This is a genomic window from Micromonospora desertarenae (assembly GCF_056150265.1).
Genome location: NZ_JAXCFQ010000007.1, coordinates 1 through 11,786, shown reverse-complemented (window position 1 = coordinate 11,786; position 11,786 = coordinate 1). Strand labels below are relative to the sequence as shown.

At 71.9% G+C, this 11,786-nt stretch carries 14 protein-coding genes and 1 pseudogene; 7 read left to right on the top strand and 8 right to left on the bottom strand.

Going from position 1 to position 11,786, the window contains the following annotated elements:
* Nucleotides 1–61: 61 nt before the first annotated feature.
* Nucleotides 62–979, bottom strand: coding sequence for a LysR family transcriptional regulator (locus tag SM577_RS16375; RefSeq protein WP_474587263.1), 918 nt, complete (start codon nucleotides 977–979; stop codon nucleotides 62–64).
* Between the two features lie 111 nt (nucleotides 980–1,090).
* Here SM577_RS16375 and SM577_RS16370 point away from each other — a divergent pair, with 111 nt between their 5' ends.
* The 5 genes from SM577_RS16370 (at nucleotide 1,091) to SM577_RS16350 (ending at nucleotide 5,060) form a co-directional block, all read left to right on the top strand.
* The gene (locus SM577_RS16370) at nucleotides 1,091–1,813 is read left to right on the top strand and encodes an aspartate/glutamate racemase family protein (protein ID WP_474587262.1); all 723 of its coding nucleotides are present in this window, start codon (nucleotides 1,091–1,093) and stop codon (nucleotides 1,811–1,813) included.
* 29 nt (nucleotides 1,814–1,842) lie between these two features.
* Nucleotides 1,843–2,319: a RidA family protein gene (locus SM577_RS16365; RefSeq protein WP_474582385.1), complete on the top strand. Its 477-nt coding sequence runs from the start codon at nucleotides 1,843–1,845 to the stop codon at nucleotides 2,317–2,319.
* Nucleotides 2,320–2,385: 66 nt separating this feature from the next.
* Entirely contained in the window at nucleotides 2,386–3,261 is an 876-nt protein-coding gene (locus tag SM577_RS16360) for an acetaldehyde dehydrogenase (acetylating) (RefSeq protein ID WP_302920370.1), read from the top strand.
* Nucleotides 3,258–4,262 carry a 4-hydroxy-2-oxovalerate aldolase gene (dmpG, locus tag SM577_RS16355; protein ID WP_302920371.1) on the top strand — a complete coding sequence of 335 codons (1,005 nt, stop codon included), beginning with the start codon at nucleotides 3,258–3,260 and terminating at the stop codon, nucleotides 4,260–4,262. Before SM577_RS16360 ends, dmpG begins: the two co-directional genes overlap by 4 nt.
* Nucleotides 4,263–5,060, top strand: coding sequence for a 2-keto-4-pentenoate hydratase (locus SM577_RS16350; protein ID WP_474587261.1), 798 nt, complete (start codon nucleotides 4,263–4,265; stop codon nucleotides 5,058–5,060). It abuts the gene before it with no gap.
* A 407-nt stretch (nucleotides 5,061–5,467) separates the two neighbouring features.
* Here the strand turns inward: SM577_RS16350 and SM577_RS16345 are convergent, their stop codons facing one another.
* The 3 genes from SM577_RS16345 to SM577_RS16335 all read right to left on the bottom strand — a co-directional run bounded on the left by SM577_RS16345 (nucleotide 5,468) and on the right by SM577_RS16335 (nucleotide 7,654).
* Nucleotides 5,468–6,109 (bottom strand): gamma carbonic anhydrase family protein, encoded by a 642-nt coding sequence (locus SM577_RS16345; protein ID WP_474582387.1) that lies wholly within the window; start codon nucleotides 6,107–6,109, stop codon nucleotides 5,468–5,470.
* Nucleotides 6,110–6,228: 119 nt separating this feature from the next.
* Nucleotides 6,229–6,906 carry a cellulose binding domain-containing protein gene (locus SM577_RS16340; protein ID WP_302920374.1) on the bottom strand — a complete coding sequence of 226 codons (678 nt, stop codon included), beginning with the start codon at nucleotides 6,904–6,906 and terminating at the stop codon, nucleotides 6,229–6,231.
* Nucleotides 6,907–6,994: 88 nt separating this feature from the next.
* Nucleotides 6,995–7,654, bottom strand: coding sequence for a cellulose binding domain-containing protein (locus SM577_RS16335; RefSeq protein WP_474587260.1), 660 nt, complete (start codon nucleotides 7,652–7,654; stop codon nucleotides 6,995–6,997).
* A gap of 144 nt (nucleotides 7,655–7,798) precedes the next feature.
* On the opposite strand from SM577_RS16335, the gene SM577_RS16330 reads away from it, so the two are divergent.
* Nucleotides 7,799–8,344, top strand: a complete 546-nt coding sequence (locus tag SM577_RS16330; protein WP_302920376.1) for a GNAT family N-acetyltransferase — start codon at nucleotides 7,799–7,801, stop codon at nucleotides 8,342–8,344.
* A 32-nt stretch (nucleotides 8,345–8,376) separates the two neighbouring features.
* On the opposite strand, the gene SM577_RS16325 is transcribed toward SM577_RS16330, so the two are convergent.
* Complete coding sequence (locus SM577_RS16325; protein WP_474582388.1) at nucleotides 8,377–8,766, bottom strand: hypothetical protein; 390 nt, start codon at nucleotides 8,764–8,766, stop codon at nucleotides 8,377–8,379.
* A 37-nt stretch (nucleotides 8,767–8,803) separates the two neighbouring features.
* Nucleotides 8,804–9,472, bottom strand: a complete 669-nt coding sequence (locus SM577_RS16320; protein ID WP_474587259.1) for a hypothetical protein — start codon at nucleotides 9,470–9,472, stop codon at nucleotides 8,804–8,806.
* A gap of 167 nt (nucleotides 9,473–9,639) precedes the next feature.
* On the opposite strand from SM577_RS16320, the gene SM577_RS16315 reads away from it, so the two are divergent.
* A complete protein-coding gene (locus SM577_RS16315; RefSeq protein ID WP_088992938.1) occupies nucleotides 9,640–9,828 on the top strand; it encodes a hypothetical protein in 189 nt (62 codons plus the stop codon).
* A gap of 31 nt (nucleotides 9,829–9,859) precedes the next feature.
* Here SM577_RS16315 and SM577_RS16310 read toward each other — a convergent pair whose 3' ends face one another.
* Both SM577_RS16310 and SM577_RS16305 read right to left on the bottom strand, forming a co-directional pair.
* Nucleotides 9,860–11,500: a right-handed parallel beta-helix repeat-containing protein gene (locus SM577_RS16310; protein WP_474587258.1), complete on the bottom strand. Its 1,641-nt coding sequence runs from the start codon at nucleotides 11,498–11,500 to the stop codon at nucleotides 9,860–9,862.
* Nucleotides 11,501–11,688: 188 nt separating this feature from the next.
* A pseudogene (locus SM577_RS16305) lies at nucleotides 11,689–11,786 on the bottom strand (C39 family peptidase); the annotation flags it as partial.

Below are 11,786 nucleotides of genomic sequence, written 5' to 3'. Positions count from 1 at the left end.
GGCTCGACGCCCACGACCCGGCGGCCCTTTCGGCCCGGTTGCCCGGTCCTGACGGGGCGGTTCAGTTGCGCGGAAATATCGGATCTGCGGCGCGGTGCCGACCATCGACGGCGTTCAGGGCGGTGATGAAACGTGTGAGGAGCGGGCTGGTGTCCTCGGCTCGCCAGACCAGGTGCAAGGTGGTGGCGGTGCCCGCGAGGGGTCGAGGCGTCACGCCCTCCCGATGCAGCACGCGATAGGAGTCGGCCATCACGGCCGCGCCGAAGCCGGCTGCGACCAGCGCGAGGATCGTCTGCACGGTCCGGCCCCGTGCGGCGACGCGCGGCACGATCCCGGCGTGGTGGCACAACGAGATGATCTCGTCGTGCGCATGGGGCGCGGACTCCCGCGGCCACAGCACCAAGGGAATCTCATCGAGTACGGACACCGGCGCCGGCTCGGGGGTCCTGGCGAGAGGGTGCCCGGCCGGCAGGAAGAGGGCCAGCGGCTCGCGCGCCCAGACGCGGGTGGCCAGACGGGCGTCGCGGGCCGGCAGTCGCTGCACCGTCACGTCGAGGCTGCCGCCCAGGATGCCGGCCGACATCTCGGCGTCGTCGAACAGCTCCACCAGGCACAGGTCGACGTCCGGGAGTTCCACTCGTAGTCGTCCGAGGGCGTCCCCCAGCACGCCGTTGATGCCTGATCCGGCGAACCCCACCGTCAAGCGGCCAGTCTTACCCGCGGCAGCCAGCCTTACGTCGTCCAGAGCGGCTTCGGCGTCGGCCAGCATGCGCACCGCCCGCCGAAGCAGCGCTTCGCCGGCCGCGGTGGGAACGAGTCCGCGGCCGGTGCGGGCGAACAGTTCGGCCCCCAGGCGTCGCTCCAGCTCACCCAGCTGCCGACTCAAAGTCGGCTGGGTCAGATGCAGCCGGCGCGCGGCCCCGCTGATGGATCCTTCCTCGGCGATCGCCGCCACATAGCCCAGCAGACGTAGCTCCATCCATACCTCCGAGGCATGGTGCGTATATCAATCCATGCTGCAGAGTAGGCGTCGGGGATCAGTCGGTAAAGAATGAAGCCACCTCGATTCCCCGAAACGCCGGAGGGCGTCGTGAAACACCTTGGAGTTCTCGCCCACAGCACGGGAGGGGCCGCCCTGTGCTTCCTCACCTTCTGTGAGGAGGGTTTCCGCAGGACCGGCCGCAACGAGCATCCCGACGTCACCCTGGACTACATCGCCTTCGGATACAGCATGCCCGCCTGGGACGCGGGAGATCACGCTGCGGTCCGGGACACCCTGGCCACCAGCGCGCACCGGCTCGCCCGAGCCGGCGCAGATTTCTTCGTCTGTCCGGACAACACCGCACACCTGGCCCTGGAAGTGCCGGGAGCTGAGCTTCCGCTGTCGGGCCTGCACATCGCCGAGGTCGTCGCGGAGCAGGCCGCCGCCGAGGGGCGCACCCGTGTCGGCGTGCTCGGCACCCGATACACGATGGACAGCGAGCTGTACCCGCGAGCGCTCGCCGCTCGCGGGATCGCCGCGGAGCTGCCCGACGCGGACGACCGCGACCTCGTCAACGAAGTCATCTTCACGGAACTGGTGAACGGCGTGATCAGCGACGGTTCGCGCCAGGAATACCTGCGCGTCATCGAACGGCTGGCCGATCGGGGCTGCGACGCGGTCGCCCTTGTCTGCACCGAGATCCCGATGCTGATCACGCCTGATGTGTCCTGCCTGCCGACGTTGGATTCGACTCGGCTGCTGGCCCGGGCGGCCTATGAGGTCGCCGTGGGCGAGCGGCCAATGCCAGACTGGCGCGGCGGCCCTCGATGAGCCCAGGACGCTACGAGCCGGATCCCGCCATGCCGCACCCCGAACGGCGCCTCAACGCACTGGGGCTGACGTTGCCGCAGGTCGTCCCACCGGTCGCGACCTATGTGCCAGCCGTACGCAGCGGTGGCCACGTCTACGTGTCGGGCCAGGTGCCACTGCGCGAGGGACGGCTGATCGCGGCCGGCCGGCTCGGCGACACGGTCAGCGTAGAACTCGGGTACGCGTGCGCACGCCAGTGCGCGCTCAACTCGCTGGCGGCGCTGAAGGCGGAGGCCGGTGACCTGACGGCGGTGGCCCGCGTGGTCAAAGCCCTGGTATTCGTCGCGTCGACGGCCGATTTCACCCGGCACCCAGAGGTAGGCGACGGGGCGTCGGACCTGCTCTGCGAAATTTTCGGCGACGCCGGGCGGCATGCCCGCTCGGCGGTCGGGGTGACGTCGCTGCCGCTGAACGCACCCGTCGAACTGGAACTCCTGGTCGAGCTTCACCGGCCGGCCCGCGGCTGAGTCCGCGAATCTCCGGAGCCCCGCCCCAAGGGAGGGGCGACACCCCTCGATCACAAGGAGGCCCGTATGCCCGAAAAACTGCCGGCGGCGATCGTCGGTTCAGGCAACATCGGTACGGATCTGCTCTACAAACTACGCCGGTCCGAGCTCGTCGATCCGCGCTTCATGATCGGCATTGCCCCTGGCAGCGAGGGTCTGCGGCGGGCGAAGGACCTCGGCGTCGAGGTGTCCGCGGAGGGCATCGACTGGCTGCTCGACCGGCCGGACCGGCCCCCGCTGGTTTTCGAGGCGACCTCGGCGAAGGTACATGCCGCAGCCGCGCCGCGCTACGCGGCCGCGGGGATCACCGCGATCGACCTGACACCCGCGTCGGTCGGCCCCTGGGTCGTACCCGCCGTCAACCTCGACGATCATCTGCAGGCACCGAACGTCAACATGGTCAGCTGCGCCGGACAGGCCACCATCCCCCTACTACACGCGATCAACCAGGTCGCCGACGCCTCGTACGGCGAGATAGTCGCCACCATCGCGAGCGCCAGCGCCGGGCCGGGCACGCGGTGGAATCTCAGCGAGTTCAGTGAGAAGACCGGACAGGCTCTGGTCGCGGTCGCGGGAGTGGACGAGGCCAAGGCGTTCTCGCTGATCAATCCGGCCGAACCGCCCATGGTCATGCGCGACACCGTGTACGCGAGGGTTCGCCGCAGCGACGCCGGCCGGATCGAGCAGGCCGTGCGCGACATGGTGGAGAAGGTCCGGCGCTACGTGCCGGGTTACCGGCTGCGGCTCGTCGAGGTCAACGGCGACCTCGTCACCGTCATGGTGCAGGTGGAGGGCGCCGGCGACTTCCTGCCCACCTATGCCGGCAATCTCGACATCATCACCGCCGCCGCAGTCGCCGTCGCCGAGCGGATCGCGGAAAAGAGATTTGGGGTCGCACGATGATCACTCTTGTTGACACGAGCCTGCGCGACGGCATGAGTAGCGTGTCGCACCAGTTCACGCCGGAACAGGTCGCCGCGGTGGCGGGAGGTCTCGACCGGGCACGTGTCCGGGTCATCGAGGTCGCCCACGGCATCGGCATCGGCGCCTCCTCGATCCAGTACGGCATCGCCGCCGCGACGGATGTCGAGTACGTACAGGCCGCCGTCGCCGCGGTCGACACCGCCGACATCGCCGTGCTGTACGTGCCGGGAATCTCGACGCTCGCGGCCCTGGACGCCGTCCACCAGGCGGGGGCGACCACGGTGCGGGTCGCCACGCACTGCACCGAGGCCGACTGCGCCGAGCAGCCGATCCGGCACGCCCGCGAGCGAGGTATGCGCGTGATGAGCTTCCTGATGATGAGCCACAAGCTCGAACCCGCAGCACTCGCCGAGCAGGCTGCCGCCCTGGAGTCCTACGGCGCGCAGGTGATCTACGTGGTCGACTCCGCCGGGGCGCTCGTGCCCGGGTCCGCCGGGGCTCGCGTCGCCGCGCTGCGCGACGCGGTCAGCGCCGACATCGGGTTCCACGCCCACAACAACCTGGGGGTGGGCATCGGCAACGCCCTCGCCGCGGTCGAGAACGGCGCGACCTACATCGACGGGTCACTCCGAGGTTTGGGGGCCAGCGCGGGCAACGCCCAGACGGAGGTGCTCGCGGCAGCGCTGGAACGTGCCGGTCACGACCCGGGGGTCGACGTGTTCGCGCTCATCGAGGTCGCCGAACGCGTCATGGCACCGCTGATGACCGAGCCCCAGATCGTCGACGAGACCGCACTCCTGCTCGGTTACGCCGGTCTCTACTCCACCTTCTTCCACCCGGCGAAGCGCGCCGCGGTCAAGTACGGCGTGCCCATTCGCGAGCTCCTCCTCGAGTTGGGGCGGCGCGAGGTCATCGGCGGCCAGGAGGACATGATCATCGATGTCGCGGCGGAGCTTTCGAGCCGGGCACGGAGGGCGTAGGTGAGGTCTTCCGAGGTCCGCGAGGCGGCCGCCGCGTTGCTCGGTGCCTACCGGTCCGGCACACCGATTCCGCCCCTGAGCACGACCTACCCCGGCGCGACGATCGACGACGCCTACCAGATCCAGCAGGAGCAGGTGCGCGTCTGGACCGAGGGCGGCGACCGGGTGTGCGGCCACAAGATCGGCTTGGTCTCGGCGGCGATCCAGCGGCAGATGGGCGTCCACGAGCCGGACTACGGCCATCTGACCGCGAGCATGTTCCACCCGCAGCACCGGCCCATCCCCGCCGGCACCTTCCTTCAACCCCGGATCGAGCCGGAGATCGCCTTCGTCCTCGGCGCCCCTCTCCGAGGGCCCGGAGTGACGGTCGACGACGCCAGGAGAGCAGTGCGTTGCCTGTTGCCGGCACTCGAGATCGTCGACTCCCGAATCCGGGACTGGAAAGTCTCGATCGTCGACACGATCGCCGACAACGCGTCATCCGGGGCGGTGGTCCTTGGCAGCACCCCGATCGATCCAGCCGACGTCGACCTGCCATCCGTGAACTGCGCGCTGCTCAGGAACGGCACGGTCACGGAGACCGGTATGGGAGCCGCGGTCCTGGGCACCCCGATCAATGCTCTGGCCTGGCTGGCGAACGCCGTCGGTGCGCAGGGGGTGTCGCTGGAGCCGGGCCAGATCGTGCTGTCCGGCTCCATCACCAGGGCCATCACGATCGCGCCGGGCGACACCGTCACGGCGGACTTCCCCGGGATAGGGACGGTGACGGCGGTGCTGGCCGAGCAAGGCCCGTCCTGACCGCACCGTTCCGCTGGCGACCGAATGGCGGTGGGCCGGGAGGACGACGACCGGCGCAGGCGGAGTTGTCACACACGATCGCCAGGCGGACTGTCGGCGGGTAGAGGGTGCGCAGGTAGCGGCGGAGTTCCAGAACTTCGATCGGTTCTTGGTCTTCTTGAGGTGGCCGTAGAGCTTGTCCTTGGCCAGGTCGTAGGCGGCGAACAGGTGCCGCACTCCGGGTGGGCGGTTGTAGGTGCCCGCCGCCTGCGGCGTGCTCCACGGTCGGGGTCTTCGTGCCTGCCGCCGAGTTCGGCCCACTGCCGGCCCGGGTGCGGTTGCAGGTTCAGCGGGCCGAACTCGTCCAGACAGAACACCATCTCCGGCTCGCCCTCCTCGGGTATGACCTCGCCGTCGGCGATGGTGCGCTAGCCGAGATTCAGAACCTCATCGTCCGCGTGCGTGCCGAACTCGGCGACGCGCACCTCCGCGATGTGCTCGTACCGGCGGATCCGGTCGGTCCACTCCGCGTCCACGCCGAACGCCACCTGCGCGAAGCCCACCCGCCTGACGGCCTCGGCCAGGCCCGGATCGCCAGGCGCCAGCAGCCGCACCGGCGAGTCAAGCGCCACGGTGTACGGCGGCACGAAGTACTCGTCCGGCAGAACGGTGCGGGCATGGACGAGCGCGCCGACAGCGACAACCGAGCCGGCCCCCAACCGTGCGCACTGCAGGACCGTCGCCGCGGTCGCCACATAGACGCACCTGCCGACCTCGCAACCCAGCAGCGTGGCATGCGGCCCCACGAAGACGTGATCGCCGACAAGCACCGGCTGGTCGCCGGCGACCGCGGACCCGCGCAACACCGCGTTCTCGCAGATCACCGCCGCCTCCCCGACCTCGATGCGAGACCCCTCGGCATCGAGCACCGCACCGTACATCACCCGCGCCCTCGGCCCCACGCGGACATCACCGACCAGCGTGGCCGTCGGGGCGACGTAGGCGGTGGGATGGACTTGCGGTTCACGCCCGCGGTGCCGGATGCGGACTCCCTGCGCTTCAGCGATCATGAGCGGATTCTCGCCCGACCGACCGCGAGCATGCTGGCGGATTTCAGACGTCGCGATCGCCGAGAGATGTGCCATCCACGATCTGAGGCACTACAGGGCGAACGTTGGCTGATACGGCACTAGAGGCCGGTGCAGGCGACGTCGTCGACCGTGCAGCTCGCCGGCCGGCTGTCCGCCCGCTCGACGTAGAACCGCAGCGCCACCGAGGCGCCGCCGGCCAGGTCCCGTCCGCTGCGGTAGCTGAAGCCGTCGCCGGTGCGGCTCATCGTCCCCTGTGGAGCCCCTTCGACCCAGGCGCTGTCCACCCGCCCGCCCGGGAAGGCCAGCCGGGCCGTCCAGTCCCGGTCCGTGGTGGAGGAGTTGCGGATCAACACCTCGCCGATGAACCCGTCGTGGAACGAGTTCACCACCCGGTAGCGGCCGCTCATCGGCGACGGCGGCACGGCCAGCGGCGCGTCGTCGCCGCCGGTGGTGGGTGCGGGAGCGCGGCTGCTCCGACTCGGCGTGGGCCGGGTGGACGGGCTGGAGCTGCGCTCGGCCGGGGTACGCGTCGCCCGCTGGGACGGCGTCGGCGAGGCGGAGCCGGTCGGCGGCAGGGGCAACTCGGGCAGGGCCACCGTGGGCGGCGGCGGACCCGGCTGCGCGTCGAAGTCGGGGCTGCGTCCCCGGTACGCCCCGAGCGCGACGACCAGCAGCACCACCATCACGGCCACGCCGATCGACACCACGATCCAGGGCGAGGAGGCGACGGCGGTCGTGCCGTACGACTTGCGCGGTGCTCGGCCCGAACCGGACATCTCTTCCCTCCAGCGGTCGTCGGAAGCGTAACGGTCGATGGCGCGCGGGTGACCTCGGCCCGGCCCCTCACCGACCGGGTCCGACCGCTCAGCCGATGACGCAGGCGGCGCCGTTCACCGTGCAGCTTCCCGGGCGGTCACCGGTGCCGTGGCGGGTGAACCGCAGCCCGATCGTCCGGCTCTGCCCGGCACCCAGCGCTCCGGTGCCGCGCACCACGAACCTGCCGCCGTCCCGGGCCGACACCGCCACCCCGGCGCTCCCGGAGGAGACCTCGATGCTCTTCACGTTGCCCCCGAACACCAGCTCCACCCGCCACTCACGAGCGTCGCCGGTGCCGTTGCCGACCACCAGCCGGGCGGTGAACGAGTCCCGGCCGCTCTCGGTCACCCGGTAGCTGGCGGTCACCGCGCCGTCGGCCCGGTCGGCGGTTCGCGGCGAGCGGTCGCTGGCCGGCACCGGCGGTCGCGAGGTGACCCCGGCCGACGGCGTGACCGGCGTCGGGGTCGGCGCCGCCGACAGCGGGGACGCCGACAATCCCGGCAGCACGGGTAGGGACGGCAGAGCCAGCGGCTGCACCGGCGGCGGTGCGGCCGCCGGACGGCGCTCGGGAGCGCGGAACGCCACCAGCGCGACCACGAGCATGGCGGCCAGCAGGGCGACACCGAGCAGGACGATCACCCAGGGCACCGACGCCAGCACCCGCGGCGCGGCGTGCCGTTCCGGATCGCCGACGGGCCGCACAGACATCCGTTCCCCCCTCGTCGGCGCCGACTCGCCAGCGTAGCCAGCGGTCGGGTCGGCCGGAACGGAGCCGTCCGCGATCCGACCGACCGGCCGGCACGCCGCCGAAAACGGTTGGCCGACCGGCGGCGGTTCGGATCTGATCGGCACATGCCCGCCCTGACGCCGCCCACCGAACGGGTACACGCCAGTTTCCTGGCCGCGATGGCCGAGTTCCAGGCCGAGGGCCGGGGCGACCGGCGGGACCTCACCATGGTCGGCGCCGAGATCCGCCGGTACGCGGCGACCTGGCACCGCCCGGAGGCGTTCGCCCGGTACGTGGCCGACCTGCGCGCCCAGGCGCTGCCGGACACGCCGCGACCGGCGGGCTGGGCCCCGGACACCACGCTGTGGTGGGTCGACGGCGACGAGTACCTCGGCCGGATCTCCGTCCGGCACCTGCTCACCGCGCAACTGCGGGAGGTCGGCGGCCACATCGGCTACGACGTACGGCCCACCGCCCGCCGTCGCGGGCACGCCACCGCCATGCTGCGCGCGGCGCTGCCGGTGGCCCACCGGCTCGCCATCGATCCGGCGCTGGTCACCTGCGACGTGGACAACGTCGCCTCGCGTCGGGTGATCGAGCGCAACGGCGGGGTCCTCGCCGACGAACGCGCCGGCAAGCTGCGCTTCTGGGTGCCCACCGGGCAGTCCTGAGCCGCTACCCACCCGGTCCGTCCGGCGGCGGGTCAGGCGGTCCGCACCACTGTGCAGATGACCGGGCCCTGGTCGGTGGTCCGCAGCAGGTAGCGGTACCGCTCGCCGGGCACCCTGCGCCCCTTGCTGTCCAGGAACTCCCACTCCACCGCCACCATGGTCAGCAGGGCGGAGACCGGCTGCACGTCCTCGATGGCGGCGTGTGCGGCGACCAGTTCCCGCTCCTGGTAGTCCGGCGCGGCGCCCACGAAGGACAGTGCGACCGCCGCCGGCGAGGTGAACGAGAAGCTGTACGTGTCGGCGACCACCAGCCCGGGCAGGGCGTAGCAGCCGGCGATGGCGGGGACGTCGCCGGCGGTCAGCGCCACGCCGTACCGGTCGAAGAAGTCGGTCAGCGTGTCCAGGTCGGTGGAGGCTCTCACCCGGCTGACAATTGCCGATCAACCGGCCGGCCAAACCTCAACGCGCCGGTACCCGCACCTCGATCTCGGCCCCGAGTTGCGCGCCCCCGGTCAGGCCGAGGTCGTCGCCGCTCCAGAACCGGCCCGGGTCGTACCAGTTGGGCCGCCGCCCGGCGGGGAGCAGCCCCATCGCCTCGTAGGTCACCGCGACGACCTCCGCGCAGTACGCCGTCTCCAGCGCGCGGTCGCGCACGGGCGTGCCGCCACCGCCCCCGCCCCGGAGCCCGGGTGCCGGCAGCCGGACCGCCGGCACCCGGCCGCGCAGCCAGCGCCAGGCCAGTTGGGCGGTGGACGGGAAGGGCGTGCCGTCCAGACGGGCGATGGTCCGCAGCACCGCGTCCTCCATCCCGGCGTCGGCGGGCGGGTCGAGCTGGCGCAGCCAGGCCCGCTGGCCGTACCGGTTCGCCCAGACGCAGACCGCGTCCCGCAGGTCGTGCAGCTGCACGCCACGCTGGTGGGTGCCCGCCCACAGGTCCGGCAGCGACCGGCCCAGCTCGGCGTGCCACATCAGCGGCGGCATGTCGTCCAGCACCACCGCCATGCCGACGTGGTTGACCGGGCTGTTGGTGGTCAACTGGATGGCCCGGTCCGGCACGCTGCGGCCACGGAACACCCACAGATCGCCGGTGCGGGTCAGCTCGACCGCCTCGTCCAGGCTCACGCTCATGCCGGCACTCCGCTTCGCTCCGTGCCGCCACGAGGCGCGGTCGCACCGCCCCGACGATTCGCTCGCCGGCGCCCGCTCATGCCGGCGCTCCACCGTCGCCCGCCGGCGACACGCCACCGCGGGCCGGACCGCTGATTCGCACCCTCATGGCCGTCTACCCTAGGCCGATGCGGCGACGGTTGCGGTGGTGGAAGGTGCTCGGACTCGCCGGTCTGGCCGGGGTGGCGGCGTCCGGCGTGGTGATCGCCCGCGCGGAGCGGCGGCGGCGCGCGTACACCCCGGAGGAGATCCGGGCCCGGTTGCGGGACCGGCACGCGCAGGCCAGCGCGGCGAAGCCGGCCGACGACGCGGCCTGAGCGGCGCGGCCGCGGCGCGGTCAGGGCGCGGTCAGGGCGTGTCGTCGTGGTTGCGGTCCCAGCTGCCGCCGGCCAGCGGCGTGTCCCGGCGCACCGGGCCGGCGGCGTTGCCGGCGAAGTCGTTGTCCTCGATCCGACAGGCCACGCAGCGGCCCCGCTCGGTGATCCACACGCCGTACGTCTGGGTCTGCTCCTCCCGCCGGTCCCAGATCCGGTTGCCGCGCACGATCGCCGAGTCCACTGTGGCGTTGACGGTGATCCCGGCCCGCACCGGCGGGGCGTCGGGTAGCTCGTACCGGGTGCCGGGCGCCGGGGTGTCCTCGTTCCACGCGGTCACGGTGTCCGGGCGGATCTCGGACAGGGCAAGCTCGGTGTCGGTGTTGCCGGCCACCACCGCCGCCCGCGACCCGACCCGCAGCACCTTGCCGCGATGCCCGTCGGGCGCCCAGTGGGCGCGGCGGTCGGTCATCGACCGGGCGCCGTACCACACCGACTCGCCACCGCCGGAGGTCGCCGGGGCGCACCGCCGGCCGTTGTTGCGGATCCGGTTGCCGACGATCGTCGGGTCGGTCATCGGTCGGTCGATCCGGATCCCGTCGCAGCCGTTCTCCCAGATCTCGTTGCTGTCGATCACGACGTCCAGCGCCGGGCCCTGGTAGCCGTGGCCAAGCACGTGTTCGCGGTAGCCGTGGCCGCCGTTGCGGCTGATCCGGTTGCCCCGGACGGTGTACGGGCCGGGGGTGTTGCCCATGCTCACCCCGTCGCCGATGTTGCCGTCGACGACGCAGTCGGTGAGCAGGCCACCGCGACCGGCGATCCCGGCCGTGCCGTTGGCCGAGACGTCGAAGCCGGCCTCCAGGTTGCCGGTGATGGTGCAGGCCGAGACGATCAGGCCGTCCGCGCCCCAGTCGGAGATGCCGAACCGGTTGGCCTCGCTGTGACAGCCGACGATGCGGTAGCCGCGCGGGGGCGTCCAGTAGTCCTTCTGCAACTCCAGGAAGATGCCGTTGGTGCCGTTGCCGAGGGCGGTGGAGTTGGCGATGGTGAGCCGCTCCACCGGGCCCCAGCCGCCGATGCCCACGCCGATGCCGGCGCCGCCCATCTCCTCGCCGTTGTCCAGCCGGCCGCAGCCGACCACCACCACCCCGTCGATCAGGCTGTCCTGGAGGAAGTCGCAGCCGAGCCCGGTCGCGCCGGTGTGGTGGATGTAGAGGTTGCGGAAGACACCGCGCACCACGTACTGCAGGCCGAGCCCCTTGGCGAGGTAGTCGTACTGCGCCAGGGCCACCCCCGAGCCGTCGATCTCGAAGTCGGCGAAGGTGCAGTCGGCGATGTGCCGGTCCCGGTCCGCGCCGTGCTGCACGGTGGTCCAGAACGCCAGGGGCGTCGGGTCGGCCCGGTTCCCCTCGTTGCTCAGCAGGAAGCGGGTCGCCCCGGGCCCGGCGCCGATCAACGACACCCCGCTGCGCCAGACCGTGCCGGCGTCGCGGATCGAGTAGATGCCCGGCGGGCAGTAGATGACCCGGGCCCGCCCGTCGGCCGCGTAGCCCTCGCCGAGGCGGTCCACCAGCGCGGCCAGCGCCGGCTGGTCGTTGGTCACGCCGTCGCCCCGCAGACCGTACTCCCGGGCGTCGCAGTACAGCGGCGCGCCGGCCACGGGCGTACGGCGCACCGCGGCGACCGTACCCACGCTCTGGTACCCCACCGGACCACTCCCCTCGGCGTACGGTCGGTCGGTTCCTCCCGGCGGCCGGGTTCCCGCTCCCGGTGCCGGAAAACGCGCAGACGCCGAAGGGCCGACCCCCGGGTTGGGGGTCGGCCCTTCGGCGTTTGGTGTTCTTGGGTTGTCGCCGGTGTTCGTCAGGCGGTGTAGCCGCGGGTGGCGATCCAGTCGGCGAGGTTGTCGATGCTCATCCGGTAGCTGGCGGTGTCCGGGTTGGCCGAGTCGGCGATGGTGA

What these genes read in the sequence shown, in the direction of transcription:
- SM577_RS16375 (WP_474587263.1), bottom strand. Translation starts at nt 979, where the DNA reads ATGGAGCTACGTCTGCTGGGCTATGTGGCGGCGATCGCCGAGGAAGGA.
- SM577_RS16365 (WP_474582385.1), top strand. Translation starts at nt 1,843, where the DNA reads ATGCCGCACCCCGAACGGCGCCTCAACGCACTGGGGCTGACGTTGCCG.
- SM577_RS16360 (WP_302920370.1), top strand. Translation starts at nt 2,386, where the DNA reads ATGCCCGAAAAACTGCCGGCGGCGATCGTCGGTTCAGGCAACATCGGT.
- dmpG (WP_302920371.1), top strand. Translation starts at nt 3,258, where the DNA reads ATGATCACTCTTGTTGACACGAGCCTGCGCGACGGCATGAGTAGCGTG.
- SM577_RS16345 (WP_474582387.1), bottom strand. Translation starts at nt 6,109, where the DNA reads ATGATCGCTGAAGCGCAGGGAGTCCGCATCCGGCACCGCGGGCGTGAA.
- SM577_RS16340 (WP_302920374.1), bottom strand. Translation starts at nt 6,906, where the DNA reads ATGTCCGGTTCGGGCCGAGCACCGCGCAAGTCGTACGGCACGACCGCC.
- SM577_RS16335 (WP_474587260.1), bottom strand. Translation starts at nt 7,654, where the DNA reads ATGTCTGTGCGGCCCGTCGGCGATCCGGAACGGCACGCCGCGCCGCGG.
- SM577_RS16330 (WP_302920376.1), top strand. Translation starts at nt 7,799, where the DNA reads ATGCCCGCCCTGACGCCGCCCACCGAACGGGTACACGCCAGTTTCCTG.
- SM577_RS16320 (WP_474587259.1), bottom strand. Translation starts at nt 9,472, where the DNA reads ATGAGCGTGAGCCTGGACGAGGCGGTCGAGCTGACCCGCACCGGCGAT.
- SM577_RS16315 (WP_088992938.1), top strand. Translation starts at nt 9,640, where the DNA reads ATGCGGCGACGGTTGCGGTGGTGGAAGGTGCTCGGACTCGCCGGTCTG.